This window comes from Pantoea jilinensis (genome assembly GCF_019104105.1).
Classification (GTDB): Bacteria; Pseudomonadota; Gammaproteobacteria; order Enterobacterales; family Enterobacteriaceae; genus Pantoea; species Pantoea eucalypti.
The window spans coordinates 1,941,299-1,956,957 of record NZ_CP077746.1 but is presented as its reverse complement, the minus strand read 5'-3'; the positions used below and the strand labels follow the sequence as shown (position 1 = coordinate 1,956,957).

The window sequence follows — 15,659 nt, the reverse complement described above, 5'->3', positions numbered from 1 at the left end:
ATGGAGACCCTGCTGGAAGTGCGCAACCTGAGCAAAACCTTTCGCTACCGTACGGGCCTGTTTCGCCGTCAGCACGTTGAAGCAGTGAAATCGGTAAGCTTTACCCTGCGTGAGAAACAGACGCTGGCGATTATCGGCGAAAACGGCTCGGGTAAATCCACCCTGGCGAAGATGCTCAGCGGCATGGTCGCCCCCACTGAAGGTGAGATTCTGATTGACGATCATCCGCTGACCTTCGGCGATTATGGCTATCGCAGTCAGCGCATACGCATGATTTTTCAGGATCCCTCAACCTCACTGAATCCGCGACAGCGCATCAGTCAGATCCTGGAGTTTCCATTGCGGCTCAATACCGAGCTGAATGCGGAGGAGCGCGAGAAACGCATCATTGCTACGCTACGTCAGGTTGGCTTACTGCGCGATCATGCCGGGTACTATCCTCACATGCTGGCGCCCGGTCAGAAACAGCGTCTGGGTCTGGCGCGTGCATTGATCCTCCAGCCTAAAGTCATTGTGGCCGACGAAGCGCTGGCCTCGCTGGATATGACTATGCGATCTCAGCTGGTGAATCTGATGCTGGAACTGCAGGAGAAGCACGGGATCGCCTACATTTATGTCACGCAGCATCTGGGCATGATGAAGCACATCAGCGATAAAGTGCTGGTGATGCATCAGGGCGAAGTGGTCGAGCGCGGCGGCACGGCGGACGTGCTGGCCTCCCCGCTGCATGATCTGACACGACGGCTGATCAGCAGCCACTTTGGCGAAGCACTGAGTGCCGAAGCCTGGCGGCGTGAGCGCTGATTTTTGCTGCATATCGCGGAAATTGCGGGGCGATTTACCTGATTTATGAGAGACGTGCTAGAATCCGCACGTCGATTAACGTCGGTCGCTTACTTTTTAATCATGCGGCCGCCAACTACAATGACCATAAGGATTACAGCTATGGGTTTTCTTTCCGGTAAGCGCATTCTGATTACTGGCGTTGCCAGTAAACTTTCCATCGCCTACGGTATTGCACAGGCGATGCACAAACAGGGCGCAGAACTGGCTTTCACCTACCAGAACGACAAGTTAAAAGGTCGTGTGGAAGAGTTTGCCAAAGAGTTGGGTTCAGACATCGTGCTGCCATGTGACGTAGCTGAAGATGAGAGCATCAAATCTCTGTTCACTGAACTGGCAAAAACCTGGCCAAAATTTGACGGTTTCGTTCACTCTATCGGTTTCGCGCCTGGCGACCAGCTGGTAGGCGACTACGTGAACGCCGTGACTCGTGAAGGCTTTAAAATCGCGCATGATATCAGTGCTTACAGCTTCGTCGCGATGGCCAAAGAGTGCCGCGAGATGCTGAATCCACAGTCTGCGCTGCTGACCCTCTCATACCTGGGTGCTGAGCGCGCAATCCCGAACTACAACGTGATGGGTCTGGCGAAAGCGTCGCTGGAAGCTAACGTGCGTTATATGGCGAACGCCATGGGGCCGGAAGGCGTGCGTGTTAACGCCGTTTCTGCGGGTCCAATCCGCACCCTGGCAGCTTCAGGCATCAAAGATTTCCGTAAGATGCTGGCGCATTGCGAAGCGGTCACCCCGATTCGCCGTACTGTCACCATTGAAGATGTCGGCAACTCAGCAGCATTCCTCTGCTCTGATCTGGCTGGCGGCATCACCGGTGAAGTGGTACACGTTGATGGCGGCTTTAGCATCGCTGCAATGAACGAGCTGGAACTGAAATAAGTTCTGCAAGGGCGAGCCTGGTGGCTCGCCCTTCTCTTTATTCCCGCCTCGCTCTTCCTGCCTGATTTCGCTCCCGTTATACCGTAACGCTATTAATTATCACCGATCATTCTTTTGCCCCGGCCTGCCCATCAGCGACGATAAGCCTGACCTTCGGTTTATGCACATTTTCAGACTTTGCCGCCTGCATGCCGAACCCGATTTTGCAAAAGGATTGATCATGGAACAACGCCGCTATCCGGGCCATAACCACTGGTTTTATGAAAGCCAGACCAGTCCACGTATTGCTCAGGCCGCACCGCTGGTGCCAGAGGCTGCCCATATTGATGACCGTTTTCTGCTGGGATGCTACGCCGATAACACCGTAGTGCAGTCACTGCTGCGCACGCATCAGCCGGCCCTGCTGGCCGCGCGCGATCTGGCACAACTGCTTTTTCCTGATCGCGTCAACAACTCACTCACCCATACACTAACGCTCTACGATCGCCTCAGTACTGCGCTAACCGTCGCGCAGGTCGCGGGCGTGCAGCGGTTGTGTAATCACTACTCTGCCCGATTAAATCCATTGCCCGGGCCCGACTCCTCACGCGAGAGTAATAATCGCCTGACCCAGATTACACAGTATGCCCGCCAGCTGGCGATGCAGCCTGAGCTCATCAACGCGAGCGCGATCACCGCCCTCGATGCGGTCGGCCTGACTGAACCCGATATTGTCACGCTGAATCAGGTGATCGGGTTTGTCAGTTACCAGGCACGCGTGGTTGCCGGATTGCAGGCGCTGCAGGGTCAGCCGGTACGCTGGCTGCCGGGCAGCTCCCTGCCCCCTGATGCTGATTCCACCGGTTTTGACCAGCCTGACCGCTGGCAGCCCGTGCTGAAACCGCTGGAGTTGCGCTATGCCAGTGCTGAGCAGCTCGCTGCCGTTACCCGCTGTCAGTCTCTGCCCGGCATGCAGGAGGCGGTATGGCTGCTGGCCCATGATCCCTCGGCGCTCTATGGCTGGGCGCAGCTGTGTCAGCATCTTTCTCAGGAGGATACGCTGGCCGAGGCAACCGCCGCGCGTATTCTGGGCAGTCGCTGGGCGTTCCGGCTGCTGGACGGGAACGACATCCTGATTGAGGGTGTGGAGGAGACGGCTTCAAAAGGTGAAGAACAGCTGATTATTGCGCTGTCGGTACAGCTGACCCGGTCACCTGAGCGATTCAGCGCCGCCCACCTGCAACCGCTGATGGAGGCAGGCTGGGAGGCTGAAGCGTTGTTCGCGCTAATACAGCGTGTTGCGCTAGGCAACTGGAACAGCCGCCTGTTTTACGCGCTGGGCGAGGCGAAGTAACTGCGTTATACCGGCAGCAGACCACGCGCTTCGTCGAAAAAGTGCTGTGCCAGCGGTGTGGCACGGCCAGGTTCGGCTATCACCAGTGCCGCCTGACGTGCCATCGGCGGCAGCGTAATGGCGCGCTGCTGCAGTCCCTGCAGTGAAGCGGGCAGCAGGTGACCAACCGGCGACACCAGCAACCCCAGCCCGACCTGCGCACACTGCATCAGTTGCATAATAGAGGCACTCTCAACGATCACTCGCGGCACCAGTGCCGCCTCGCGAAACGCCATATCAATGTAGCGGCGGAAATAGCGCGTGGGCTCCGCCAGACAAAGTGGCTGTTGAGCCAGTTCATCCAGCGTCAGCGGGGTTTCCCCCACCAGCTCGGGGAAATGGTCGGGATGGAATACAGCTTCAGCGCCCCGGTCTGCCAGCATCTCGGTCTGAAAATGGAGTTCCCGTAGCGTCGCCATCTCAAAAAAACCGATACCGACATCCACGGTGTGGCTATTGAGCGCTTCCAGCAGCTGATCAGCACTCAGCACCGCAATGCGGTAATCAAGCTGAGGATAACGCGCCTGCACCGCTTTCAGCAGCAACGGCAGCGCCATGCTGCACTGCGGCACCACGCCAACCCGCAGCGTGCCGTTTACCCCATGTTTCAGTGATTCAACTTCCAGCTTCAGCCCCTGATACACCGACACGATTTCCCGCGCCCAGGCCAGCACGCGATCGCCCTCTGGCGTAAATCCGGCAAAGTTATTGCTGCGGTTAATCAGCGGCAGGCCCAGCTCGCGCTCCAGGTTTTTCAGGCGCATTGAGAGGGTTGGCTGTGTAACAAAACTGGCTTCCGCGGCCCGCCCGAAATGGCGTTCACGCTCCAGATTACATAGGTAGATCAGTTGTTTAATGTCGATGTTATTTATCCATCTGCAGGTTAAAGCGTGTTTTCGTCACTGTCTCGCTGTCAGAGTCAACCCGAGTTAAGAGTGAGATGTTACCCTGCTTAACCATGGCGGTTTTAACCGCACGGTTCATTGGCGCAAGGGGAACGATGAATCAGCAACCGATGTGCCCTGAAAAAGCGGCAGAGCGTATGCCCCTCTACATCTTCACGACCGCTGTTTTCGCGGGTTTAGTGAATATGGCATTCAGCGCCAGACAGATTAAGCCGAACCCCACCGGTAGCAAAAAATCGTAGCCTAGCACCCGGTAAAGCCCGATTCCGGCTATTCCTCCTGCGAGGAAAGCCAGCAATGTCAGCGTGTGTAGTCGCAGCCGGTCCAGATAAAGCGGCGCATCTTTCGGCGAGGTTTTACGCCGCAGCACCTCAAACAGCATCGCCATTTCAATGCCGATGTCGGTCGCTGTGCCAGAAATATGGGTTGTACGAACACGTGCATTAGAGATCCGCGTAACAACCGCATTTTGCAACCCCATCAGGAAGCTCAGGCTCATGATTAACACCACGCCAGGTGACAGCGGCGGAAAGTGATTCTCGATCACGCCCAGCGCAATCAGCGCGGTGCCCTCCAGCAGGATGACAAACGCATAGATAGTGCGGATGTTTCTGCGGTGCCCGGCATTAATGACGAGGGTCGAAAACAGGGAACCGACAATAAATAACAGGACGATCGACAGAAAAAACAGGCCGGGCCCCAGATTCGCTTTTGCCAGATGATCGGACAACAGCGAGACATTCCCTGTCATGTTGGCTGAAAAAAAACCGACGATCTCAAAGGCTGCGGTATTCAGCGCGCCTGCAGCAGCGGCAAGCGTGCAGGCGAGTCGGGTATCGGCGCTATTGCTGCGGCCATGGGTGCTGGTTAGCATGACGACCCTGTGTTCAATGGAAAGCCTTATAATCCGCCGAATCTCTGCCCGCGACAAGGCGCTGCGTCAAACTCGCGCCTCTCTGCCATGCTTTGCTTAGCACCCCGCGCTGCATACACTGAGCGCAGAGTGGGCTGATTAATGCGTTGCCAGCCGGAAGGTGGAGACCGACTGCGTCAGGTACTGCACCTGCTCTTCCAGCGAGGCAGAGGCCGCCGCAGACTCCTGCACCAGCGCCGAGTTCTGCTGAGTAACGCTATCCATCTCGGTGACGGCCTGCTCAATCTGACCGATGCCGCGACTCTGTTCATCAGAGGCCGTGGAGATATGCTCCATCAGCAGATTGACGCGGCTGACCGAGGAGATAATCGCGCTCATGGCATCACCGGTCCGGCTGACCTGATCAGAACCGGCATGAATGATCGAAACCGATTCGGCAATCAGCCCTTCAATCTCTTTGGCAGCGGTGGCGCTGCGCTGGGCAAGATTACGCACTTCCCCTGCCACTACCGCAAAGCCACGTCCCTGCTCACCTGCACGGGCGGCTTCAACGGCTGCGTTCAGCGCCAGAATATTGGTCTGGAAAGCGATGCTGTCGATAACGGTCGTGATCTCTTCAATCTTCTTCGAGCTGGCATTAATCAACGCCATTGATGTCACCACTTCCTGCGAGACTTTTTCACCGCTCTCCGCATTCTTCACCGCTTCACTGGTCAGACGGCAGGCTTCAAAGACGTTTTCGGTATTCTGTTTCACCGTGGCGCCCAGTTGCTCCATGCTGGCCGCCGTTTCAGTCAGTGCGGCGGCCTGCTGTTCGGTACGCGAGGCAAGATCGATGTTACCCGCTGCAATCTCCTGCGAGGCGGTGGAAACGGAGCGGGTTGAATCACGCACCTGCAGAATAATGGTGGTCAGCGCACTGCGCATCTGCTCCAGTGAGCCCATCAGCAGCTGAATTTCGCTGCGTGAACCTGACCTGGCCGGTACCGTGGTATCCAGCACACCCGCCGCAATCAGTTTGCAGTGTTCCTGCGCGTCATTAAGCGGTGAAAGTACGTAGCGCTTCATGAAGATGTAAATGGCAATAATAATGGCAAAAAACAGGACGCCAAACAGCCCAAGCAGCGTAATGCCGGCGGTGAAGTGACTCTGGGCATCGCTGTTCAGCTTTTTAGCATACGTTTCATGCTGGGCCAGCACCCGATCCAGAATGATTTCGTACTGGCGATCAAGGCGAACCACGTTAGGGATCTGACTTTTAAAGCGCACCTGATCATGCGCCTCAGCGGCATCAATTAAGGGTTGTAGTCCCTGCTGACGATAGGCCAGATAAGCCTGACTATAGGCGTCAGCTTCGGCTTCTTCGCCCGGCAGACGCGGCGCATTCATGTAGGCCTGAAATGCGGCATCCGCTTTACCGGCTACGGTCCGCACACTGTCCAGCGTGGCGGGATTGTTTGCGTCGCTGCCCTCAATCTCCTTCATATATTCCATCAGACGGACACGCAGCGTTCGGCTGTGGTTGATCGGGTCAATCACTGAGAGCACCACACGGATCTCTTTGTTAACCGCATTCAGGGAGTGATTGCTCTGAATCAGGAGCCAGGTACTGATTGCCACGCTGGTCAGAAACAAGGCCAGCAGGAAGGAAAATATCATCAGGGAAGATTTTTTTAACGACATTGCGGTGTTCCAGTAATGAGGGGATTAATCGCTATATCGGCAGAAAGAGGTGCCCCATTAGGGTAAGGATTTTTTTAGTTACAATAGGCGGGTTGGCAGTGGTCAGTATCTCCACCAGGAATGGTGCAAACCGCCCGCTGCACCGGGCGGTTAACGTGATGCTCACGCCTGAAATGGGCTGGGGTTATGCAACACCCAACGCCATTTTCACCTCATTTGCGATCTTCTCAACCTGCGGGCCATAGATCACCTGAATATCGTGCTCGCTGACACGATTAACACCGTTCGCACCGGTGCTCATCAGCGTCTGATCAACCACCTGATTCATCTCTTTAACCCGAACCCGCAGACGGGTAAAGCAGCAATCGACATCCTCAATGTTGGCCTGCCCACCCAGTCCGCTAATAATCACCTGCGTGCGTTCATCCGCGGTCACCTGTTGCGGTTTTTCATCCTCCGACTCCCGGCCCGGTGTTTCCACATTCATTCGGGTAATCACCAGCCGGAAAGCGTAGTAGTAGATCGGCGCATAGATTACGCCCAGCGCCAGCGTCCACCACCAGTGGGTTTTCGCCCCGCCCAGCATGCCGAACACCACCAGGTCGATGACGCCGCCCTGCACATTGCCGATCATCAGATGCAACATCGACATCAGCATAAACGACAGGCCGGTCAGGAAAGCATGCAGCAGGTAGAGCACTGGCGAGACAAAGATAAAGCAGAACTCCAGCGGTTCCGTGATGCCGGTGGTGAATGAGGTCAGTGCGCCCGCCATCACCAGTGCTTTGACCCGCTGTTTATGTTCAGGCCGCGCGGTGTGATAGATCGCCAGTGCCGCCGCGGGCAGGCCAAACATCATGACCGGAATCTTGCCCTGCGCCAGAAACTGCGTGGCGGTGCGCAACGTCTCATCGGGGATCGACCCCGGATGGGTCAGTGAGGCGTTGAAGATGTTCAGCGCGCCGACAACCGTCTGGCCATCGACCACGGCCATGCCGCCAATGGGTGTAAAGCGCACGGTTTCATTGAGAATATGATGCAGGCCGGTGGGGATCAGGATGCGCTCAAAAGCCCCCAACAGAAAAGCACCATACTGGCCGCTTTTACCAATCATCTGTCCAATCCAGGCGATGCCATTGCCAATGGTCGGCCAGATCAGCGCCAGTAACACGCCAATCAGCGGCAGACAGACCACGGTAATGATCGGCACAAAACGCCGTCCGCCAAAAAAGCTGATCGCCGTGGGCAGTTGCTGCGTGTAAAAACGATTGTGCAGCGCCACCGTGATCAGTCCGGCAATGACCCCACCCAGCACGCTCATGTTGTAAGTGAAGACACCCAGCATGTTGATGTACTCCGCCGAAGTCATCATGGCGGTGGTCTGATCCATTCCCGCCTGCTGCAGGGCTGCCGGAGTGGTCGTCGCCGCCGTAATCCCTTTCGCCGCCAGCGTGGCGCTGATGCCGACGTTCATCACGATGTAGCCGATCACTGCGGCAAAGGCGGCCGTGGTTTTTTCTGCTTTAGCCAGGCCGATGGCACTCGCTACCGCAAAGAAGACGGGCAGATTAGCAAAGAGCGCGCCCGCCACTTTGCGAATAAAGCCAATGATTATCTGGGGAATCTGCATCTGCGCAAAGGCATCGCCGGTTACCGCCGGATTCTGCATCGCCGCCGCCAGTCCGAGAAAAATACCGGCGGCCGCGATGACTGAGATGGGCATCATCAATGCTTTGCCAAACGCATGGATCTGGCTGGTCAGCTGTTTCATGGCGTCACGCTCTCTCTGATTGTGAACAGCAAGTATTAGCCTGTTGTCAGCAGAACTCCCGTTATCGGCCGGTTTAAGGCGGGTAAAATCTGAGCACCATCACATTTCAGACCTGTTCACGATAAACGCCAGCTATCGCACCATTATGTCAATCAATTAGACAAGGTATAACGATAGCTGCAGACTTCCTTTCACCATCAGGCTATAACCTGATAACAAACACCAAACAATAATGCCTACTATAAAAGCCTGCACTCACTATGAAATTTAAACGCCAAATCAAACCCTATCGCGCGGCTGCGGGCGGCTGGGGTTCTCTGGAAGCCACCACGCGTTTCGTGCTTGACAGCAAAGCGGCCCTGAAAAATATGCGCAACCTGATGCGCATGAATAAAGCACGCGGTTTTGACTGTCCGGGCTGCGCCTGGGGTGATGACAACAAAAGTACCTTCAGCTTCTGCGAAAACGGGGCCAAAGCGGTCACCTGGGAAGCGACGCGCCGCATGGTCGACACCGACTTTTTTGCTAAACACAGCGTAACCACGCTCTATACCCAGAGTGATTACTTCCTGGAGTATCAGGGGCGTCTGACTCATCCGCTGCGCTATAACGCGGAAACTGACCACTATGAGCCGATCAGCTGGGAAGATGCGTTTGCGCTGATCGCGCAGCACATCAAGGCGATGGATCATCCGAATCAGATGGAGCTTTACACCTCCGGTCGCGCCAGCAACGAAGCCTCCTGGCTCTATCAGCTGTTTGGTCGCCTGATGGGAACCAATAACTTCCCTGACTGCTCGAATATGTGCCACGAAGCCAGCGGCACCGGTCTGAAGCGCAGTATTGGCGTCGGTAAAGGCACGATTCGTCTGGATGATTTCGATCACGCCGATGCGATTTTCGTCTTCGGTCAGAATCCCGGCACCAACCATCCGCGTATGCTGCACAGCCTGCGTCATGCTGCCGATCATGGTGCGAAGATCGTCACCTTTAATACCCTGCGCGAGCGCGGCCTGGAGCGTTTTGCCGATCCGCAGAAGCCGCTGGAAGTCGTCACTTCAAAAGCGGGTAACATCAGCTCATCTTATTATCAGCCCAATCTGGGTGGTGATATGGCGGCGGTGCGCGGCATGGTGAAATCCCTGCTGGAGACCCATCGCGCGCGTCTGGCAGCCGGTGAAAGTGGCCTGTTTGACCAGACCTTTATCAATGCTAAAACCAATGGCATTGAGGCCTATCTGGATGCGGTGGATAACACCAGTTGGATGCAGATTGTGGCGCAGTCTGGCCTGACGCAGGCGCAGATCCGTGAAGCGGCGGCGATTTACCAGAGCGCTGACCGGGTGATTTGTACCTGGGCAATGGGCATCACCCAGCACAAACACTCGGTAGACACGGTTCGCGAAATCACCAACCTGCAGTTGCTGTTTGGTCAACTGGGCAAAAAAGGCGCAGGCCTCTGCCCGGTTCGCGGTCACAGCAACGTGCAGGGTAACCGCACCATGGGGATTGATGAGAAACCGGCTAAAGCGTTCCTGGACGCGCTGGGTAATCATTTCAATTTCGAGCCACCACGTGCCGCGGGCCATAACACCGTTGAAGCGCTGAACGCGATGCTGCGTGATGAAGTCAAAGTGCTGATCGCGCTGGGTGGCAACCTGGCTGCGGCTGCGCCGGATTCACCGCGCACCGAAGAAGCGATGTCACGCTGTGGTCTGACTGTGCATATCAGTACCAAACTGAATCGCAGCCATCTGGTGCCGGGTCATGAAGGGCTGATTCTGCCGACGCTGGGCCGCACCGAACGCGATCTGCAGGCAACCGGCAATCAGTTTATTACCGTGGAAGACTCCTTTAGCATGGTGCACGCCTCTGAAGGGATTGGTATTCCGCTGGCGGAAACACAGCGTTCTGAGACCTGGATTGTTGCCGGTATCGCGCAGGCGGTGCTGGGTGATGAGAAAGTGAAATGGCGCGAGCTGGCCGGTGATTACAACCTGATTCGTGAGCATATCGCGGCAACGATTCCGGGCTTTGCCGACTTCAATGCGAAATGTGATATCCCCGGCGGTTTCTACCTGGGTAATGCCGCTGCCGAGTTGCGCTTCAATACGCCGAGCCAGAAAGCAGAGTTCAATGCCGCGGCGCTGCCGACCTCGCTGTTCCCGAATCTGGATCAAGAGGTCCCTTTCACTCTTCAGACGCTGCGTTCACATGACCAGTACAACACCACGATTTACGGCCTTGATGACCGTTACCGTGGCGTGTTTGGTCAGCGCGAAGTGGTGTTCATCAACCCGGACGATATGACAGACCTTGGTTTCACCGAAGGTCAGAATGTCGATATCGAGACCCTCTGGAATGATGGCATTACCCGTCGCGTCAGCGGCTTCAAACTGGTTCCCTATAATATTCCGCGCGGTAATCTGGCGGCTTATTACCCGGAAACCAACCCGCTGGTGCCGCTGAACAGCTTTGGTGATGGCAGTGGCACACCGACCTCTAAGTCGGTGCCGGTGAAGCTGGAACTGTCAGCGGCACTGCCTGAACAGCGCATTGCCTGACCTCCCTTTCACTCCTCTCTGAAAAGCCGGTTCGTCCGGCTTTTTGCCTTGCCGCGCGCCGCCGAATCGCGTAAAACTGTCAGCCGCAATCAGGCCACGAAACGTAAAAATTATGTTCCAGGATAACCCGCTGCTCGCGCAGCTGAAACAGAAGCTCCATTCGCAAACGCCTCGAGCTGAAGGCGTCGTTAAAGGCACCGAAAAAGGCTTCGGCTTTCTGGAAGTCGATGCGCAGAAAAGTTACTTCATTCCGCCTCCGCAGATGAAGAAAGTGATGCATGGCGACCGTATTACCGCTGTGATCCATAGCGAGAAAGATCGCGAAAGCGCTGAGCCGGAAACGCTGGTTGAGCCGTTCCTGACCCGCTTTGTTGGTCGGGTGCAGAAGAAAGACGATCGCCTGTCGATTGTGCCGGACCATCCCCTGCTGAAAGATGCGATCCCGTGTCGCCCCGCACGCGATGTCAGCCATGAGTTTGAGAATGGCGACTGGGCAGTAGCAGAAATGCGTCGCCATCCGTTAAAAGGCGATCGCGGCTTCTATGCCGAACTTACCGATTTTATTGTCAAAGCTGATGATCATCTTGCTCCGTGGTGGGTGACGCTGTCGCGTCACAACCTTGAGCGTGAAGCACCTGATGTCAGCTTTGGCGAGATGATGGATGAAAACCTGACGCGTGAAGATCTGACCGCGCTGGATTTCGTCACCATCGACAGCGCCAGCACCCAGGATATGGATGATGCGCTCTATGCAGAAGCACAGGACGACGGCACCCTGCGTCTGACTATCGCTATCGCGGATCCGACCGCCTATGTGGCAGAGGGCAGTCAGCTTGATAAGCTGGCGGCACAGCGTGCGTTTACCAACTACCTGCCGGGCTTTAATATCCCGATGCTGCCGCGCGAACTCTCTGATGATGTCTGCTCGCTGCGTCCGAATGTGCGTCGTCCGGCGCTGGCCTGCCGTGTCACCGTAGCTGCCGATGGCACCCTGGGTGATGACGTCGAGTTCTTTGCTGCCTGGATCGAGTCTAAAGCCAAGCTGGCTTATGACGATGTCTCTGACTGGCTGGAAAACAGCGGCACATGGCAGCCAGAAAGCGAGGCGATTGCTGAACAGATTCGCTTGTTGCACCGCCTTTGCCTGGCGCGCAGCGAGTGGCGTCAGACCCACGCGCTGGTGTTTAAGGACCGTCCGGATTACCGCTTCCTGCTCGGTGATAAAGGCGAAGTGCTGGAAATTGTGGCTGAACCTCGCCGCATCGCTAACCGTATTGTTGAAGAGTCCATGATTCTGGCCAACGTCTGCGCGGCAAAAGTGCTGCGTGATCGTCTGGGCTTTGGTATTTACAACGTGCATGCCGGTTTCGATGCCACCAATGCTGAACAGGCTGCCGCGGTACTGGCCAATCACGGTATTACCGTGGATGCGCAGGCGATCACCACACTGGAAGGTTTCCGTGTGCTGCGTCGTGAGCTGGACGCCCTGCCGACCCAGTTCCTTGATAGCCGTATCCGTCGTTTCCAGACTTTCGCTGAGATCAGCACCGAGCCCGGCCCGCACTTCGGTCTGGGTCTGGAGGCTTACGCCACCTGGACCTCACCGATTCGTAAGTTCGGCGACATGATCAACCATCGTCTGCTTAAAGCAATTATTCGCGGTGAGTCGATCGCACGTCCGGATGATGCGGTGACGGTAACGATGAGTGAACGCCGTCGCCTGAACCGGATGGCGGAACGTGACGTTGGTGACTGGCTCTACGCCCGTTATCTTGCACCCTTTGCGGCTACCGATCGTCGTTTCAGCGCCGAGATTATCGACGTGTCGCGTGGCGGCATGCGTGTTCGCCTGGTCGAGTTTGGTGCGGTTGCCTTTATCCCGGCACCGTTCATTCACGCGGTGCGTGATGAGCTGGTCTTAAGTCAGGAGAATGGCAGCGTACAGATCAAAGGTGACGTGGTTTACCGTGTGACCGACGTGATTGATGTCACCATCGCCGAAGTCCGCATGGAAACTCGCAGCGTCGTGGCCCGGCCCGCCGTCTGAATGTCGCGTATTTAAGCGCTGACATAAGCGGGATAACGCTGGTTATCCCGCTCTTTCCCGCCCCGTTCTGATTGCAAAAAAGTTAAATTTGTACCCCGCTTCACACTTCTCCACTGATTAACTTTCACTTACATTCCATTACATTAAGTTTAACTCGTTGTTTTCGATCGCTTTCCTCTCGGTCCTCACAAGGAGTTAGTCATGAAAAACGTCAAAACCAGTGTGATCTGGTTAGTGGTGGCGTTAATCGGCGCGGGCGCTTTCGCCATGCTGGCCCTCAGCCGCGGCGAACACGTCAATGCAGTCTGGCTGGTGATCGCCGCTGTCGCCTGTTACAGCATCGCTTACCGCTTCTACAGCCTGTTTATCGCCCGCAATATTTTTGAACTGGACGATCGCCGGATGACGCCTGCCGAGCGGCTGAGCGACGGACTGGATTATGTTCCCACCAATAAATGGGTGCTGTTTGGCCACCATTTCGCGGCCATTGCGGGCGCCGGTCCTCTGGTCGGTCCGATTCTGGCCGCGCAGATGGGGTTTCTGCCGGGCACTATCTGGATTCTGGTCGGGGTGATGCTGGCAGGCGCGGTTCAGGATTTCCTGATCCTGTTTATCTCGACCCGCCGTGATGGCCGTTCGCTGGGTGAAATGGCGCGGCAGGAGCTGGGCGCATTCGCTGGTGTCGTGACAATGCTCGGCGCGCTGGGCGTGATGATCATCATCCTGTCGGCGCTGGCGCTGGTCGTCGTGAAGGCACTGGCGAACAGCCCGTGGGGGTTGTTCACTATCGCGGCCACCATTCCGATTGCGCTGTTTATGGGCGTCTACATGCGCTTTATCCGCCCCGGTAAAATCGCCGAAGTGTCATTGATTGGCTTTGTGCTGATGATGGCGGCGATTATTTATGGCGGCGACGTGGCACAACATCCGTACTGGGGCCCCTTCTTTACCCTGAAAGGCACCTCGCTGACCTGGGTTCTCGTCATCTATGGCTTTATTGCTTCTGTGCTGCCGGTCTGGCTACTGCTGGCACCGCGCGACTACCTCTCCACTTTTCTTAAAATTGGCGTGATTGTCGGCCTGGCGGTGGGCATCGTCTTTGCCATGCCAGAGATGAAAATGCCAGCAGTGACCAAATTTATCGACGGTACCGGTCCGGTATTCTCCGGCGCGATGTTCCCGTTCCTGTTCATTACCATTGCCTGCGGAGCAATCTCAGGCTTCCATGCGCTGGTCTCCAGCGGCACTACACCAAAACTGGTGGAGAGGGAGAGTCATATCCGCTTTATTGGCTATGGCGCGATGCTGATGGAGTCTTTTGTGGCGATCATGGCGCTGATTTGTGCCTCGGTGCTGGATCCCGGCGTCTATTTTGCCATGAACTCCCCTGCCGCGCTGATTGGTACCACCGTTGAGAGCGCCTCTCAGGTCATTAATGGCTGGGGCTTTGTGGTCACGCCAGAAATGCTGAGTGGCATCGCCCGCGATGTCGGTGAAGGTTCCATTCTCTCTCGCGCAGGCGGCGCACCTACCTTCGCAGTGGGAATGGCCCATATTATTACCGAGATCTTCAACAGTCGGGCGATGATGGCATTCTGGTATCACTTCGCCATTCTGTTTGAAGCGCTATTTATCCTGACCGCGGTCGATGCCGGTACCCGCGCCTGCCGCTTTATGGTGCAGGATCTGGTGGGAACAGTGGTGCCTTCTATGGCGAACAACCGTTCCTGGCTGGGTAATATGGCGGGCACGACAGTCGCCGTTGCAGGCTGGGGTTTCTTTGTTTATCAGGGCGTGGTCGACCCGCTGGGCGGCATTAATACCCTGTGGCCACTTTTTGGTATCGGCAATCAGATGCTGGCCTCGATGGCGCTGATTCTCGGTACTGTGGTGCTCTTCAAAATGAAAAAGCAGCGTTACGCCTGGGTGACGATTCTGCCGACCGTCTGGTTGTTTATCACCTCAATGACCGCGGGCTGGCAGAAAATCTTCCATGAGAAACCTTCTATCGGTTTCCTGGCGCAGGCGAATAAATTCCGCAAAGGGCTGGATGAAGGCGTGATCATCGCGCCAGCAAAAAGCGTGGCGGATATGCAGACCATCGTGTTCAGCAATCAGATTAACGCCGCGCTATGTGCTTTCTTTATGCTGGTGGCGGTCACCATGCTGATCTCGGCATTCTTTGTCATTCGTCGTGCACTGAACAGCTCGGTGCCGACCACCCGCGAGACGCCGGTAGCAATGCGCAACAAGGAGGTGCGCCATGTCTGATGCTATTCATCAGGTCCACCGTCCACACGGTGACTGGCAGATTCTGCACTGTAATGTGATTGCTGCTTCTCCGCCGCAGAGGTTTAGCTGGTGGGGATTCTGGCGCGGCCTGCAACAATGTTTTCGCTTAATGGTCGGGGTGCAGGATTATCAAAAATATCTGCAGCATATGCGACGGCATCATCCCGGACAGGCGCCGATGAGCGAGCGCGATTTTCACCGTTATTGCCTGGATGCCCGCTTCCCCAGCCAGGCCGGTAAACTGGGCAAATGTCCCTGCTGAATGCACTGAATAGCCCCGCACCGTCGGGGCTTTTTTGTGCCATTCTTATCTGGATGGGAAAATATATTTGGTTTGCACCTTGTGCTTGCCTCAGATGATGAATACTGTTGCTAAAATAATGAGATAACGCCTGCAGAGCACTTCCCGGAGGAAGT

The 15,659-nt window shown here is 56.1% G+C and carries 11 protein-coding genes; 7 read left to right on the top strand and 4 right to left on the bottom strand.

Going from position 1 to position 15,659, the window contains the following annotated elements; genetic code table 11:
- The 3 genes from sapF (at nucleotide 1) to KTJ90_RS09200 (ending at nucleotide 3,067) form a co-directional block, all read left to right on the top strand.
- A complete protein-coding gene (gene sapF, locus KTJ90_RS09210; protein WP_003853814.1) occupies nucleotides 1–804 on the top strand; it encodes a putrescine export ABC transporter ATP-binding protein SapF in 804 nt (267 codons plus the stop codon).
- A 141-nt stretch (nucleotides 805–945) separates the two neighbouring features.
- A complete protein-coding gene (fabI, locus tag KTJ90_RS09205) occupies nucleotides 946–1,734 on the top strand; it encodes an enoyl-ACP reductase FabI (RefSeq protein ID WP_003853816.1) in 789 nt (262 codons plus the stop codon).
- Between the two features lie 220 nt (nucleotides 1,735–1,954).
- The gene (locus tag KTJ90_RS09200; protein WP_499026371.1) at nucleotides 1,955–3,067 is read left to right on the top strand and encodes a CMD domain-containing protein; all 1,113 of its coding nucleotides are present in this window, start codon (nucleotides 1,955–1,957) and stop codon (nucleotides 3,065–3,067) included.
- 5 nt (nucleotides 3,068–3,072) lie between these two features.
- Here the strand turns inward: KTJ90_RS09200 and KTJ90_RS09195 are convergent, their stop codons facing one another.
- The 4 genes from KTJ90_RS09195 to KTJ90_RS09180 form a co-directional block, all read right to left on the bottom strand.
- On the bottom strand, nucleotides 3,073–3,969 hold the full coding sequence (locus KTJ90_RS09195; protein ID WP_033763007.1) for a LysR family transcriptional regulator: 897 nt from the start codon (nucleotides 3,967–3,969) through the stop codon (nucleotides 3,073–3,075).
- 187 nt (nucleotides 3,970–4,156) lie between these two features.
- Nucleotides 4,157–4,885, bottom strand: a complete 729-nt coding sequence (locus KTJ90_RS09190; RefSeq protein WP_039660150.1) for a YoaK family protein — start codon at nucleotides 4,883–4,885, stop codon at nucleotides 4,157–4,159.
- Between the two features lie 138 nt (nucleotides 4,886–5,023).
- A complete protein-coding gene (locus KTJ90_RS09185) occupies nucleotides 5,024–6,568 on the bottom strand; it encodes a methyl-accepting chemotaxis protein (protein WP_003853826.1) in 1,545 nt (514 codons plus the stop codon).
- A 184-nt stretch (nucleotides 6,569–6,752) separates the two neighbouring features.
- Complete coding sequence (locus KTJ90_RS09180) at nucleotides 6,753–8,339, bottom strand: PTS sugar transporter subunit IIBC family protein (RefSeq protein WP_499026368.1); 1,587 nt, start codon at nucleotides 8,337–8,339, stop codon at nucleotides 6,753–6,755.
- A gap of 260 nt (nucleotides 8,340–8,599) precedes the next feature.
- Between KTJ90_RS09180 and KTJ90_RS09175 the strand changes: the two genes are divergently transcribed.
- From KTJ90_RS09175 to KTJ90_RS09160, 4 genes are all read left to right on the top strand, one after another.
- Nucleotides 8,600–10,903, top strand: a complete 2,304-nt coding sequence (locus tag KTJ90_RS09175; RefSeq protein ID WP_039660145.1) for an FdhF/YdeP family oxidoreductase — start codon at nucleotides 8,600–8,602, stop codon at nucleotides 10,901–10,903.
- A 112-nt stretch (nucleotides 10,904–11,015) separates the two neighbouring features.
- On the top strand, nucleotides 11,016–12,950 hold the full coding sequence (locus KTJ90_RS09170; protein ID WP_105099141.1) for an exoribonuclease II: 1,935 nt from the start codon (nucleotides 11,016–11,018) through the stop codon (nucleotides 12,948–12,950).
- Nucleotides 12,951–13,151: 201 nt separating this feature from the next.
- The gene (locus KTJ90_RS09165) at nucleotides 13,152–15,221 is read left to right on the top strand and encodes a carbon starvation CstA family protein (protein ID WP_008925270.1); all 2,070 of its coding nucleotides are present in this window, start codon (nucleotides 13,152–13,154) and stop codon (nucleotides 15,219–15,221) included.
- Nucleotides 15,214–15,504 carry a YbdD/YjiX family protein gene (locus KTJ90_RS09160; protein WP_499026365.1) on the top strand — a complete coding sequence of 97 codons (291 nt, stop codon included), beginning with the start codon at nucleotides 15,214–15,216 and terminating at the stop codon, nucleotides 15,502–15,504. Before KTJ90_RS09165 ends, KTJ90_RS09160 begins: the two co-directional genes overlap by 8 nt.
- Nucleotides 15,505–15,659 lie beyond the last annotated feature (155 nt).

Bases quoted from the DNA above. Each gene is read 5' to 3' on its own strand.
- KTJ90_RS09175 (WP_039660145.1), top strand. From the start codon at position 8,600: ATGAAATTTAAACGCCAAATCAAACCCTATCGCGCGGCTGCGGGCGGC.
- KTJ90_RS09165 (WP_008925270.1), top strand. From the start codon at position 13,152: ATGAAAAACGTCAAAACCAGTGTGATCTGGTTAGTGGTGGCGTTAATC.
- KTJ90_RS09185 (WP_003853826.1), bottom strand. From the start codon at position 6,568: ATGTCGTTAAAAAAATCTTCCCTGATGATATTTTCCTTCCTGCTGGCC.
- KTJ90_RS09200 (WP_499026371.1), top strand. From the start codon at position 1,955: ATGGAACAACGCCGCTATCCGGGCCATAACCACTGGTTTTATGAAAGC.
- sapF (WP_003853814.1), top strand. From the start codon at position 1: ATGGAGACCCTGCTGGAAGTGCGCAACCTGAGCAAAACCTTTCGCTAC.
- KTJ90_RS09180 (WP_499026368.1), bottom strand. From the start codon at position 8,339: ATGAAACAGCTGACCAGCCAGATCCATGCGTTTGGCAAAGCATTGATG.
- KTJ90_RS09160 (WP_499026365.1), top strand. From the start codon at position 15,214: ATGTCTGATGCTATTCATCAGGTCCACCGTCCACACGGTGACTGGCAG.
- fabI (WP_003853816.1), top strand. From the start codon at position 946: ATGGGTTTTCTTTCCGGTAAGCGCATTCTGATTACTGGCGTTGCCAGT.
- KTJ90_RS09190 (WP_039660150.1), bottom strand. From the start codon at position 4,885: ATGCTAACCAGCACCCATGGCCGCAGCAATAGCGCCGATACCCGACTC.
- KTJ90_RS09170 (WP_105099141.1), top strand. From the start codon at position 11,016: ATGTTCCAGGATAACCCGCTGCTCGCGCAGCTGAAACAGAAGCTCCAT.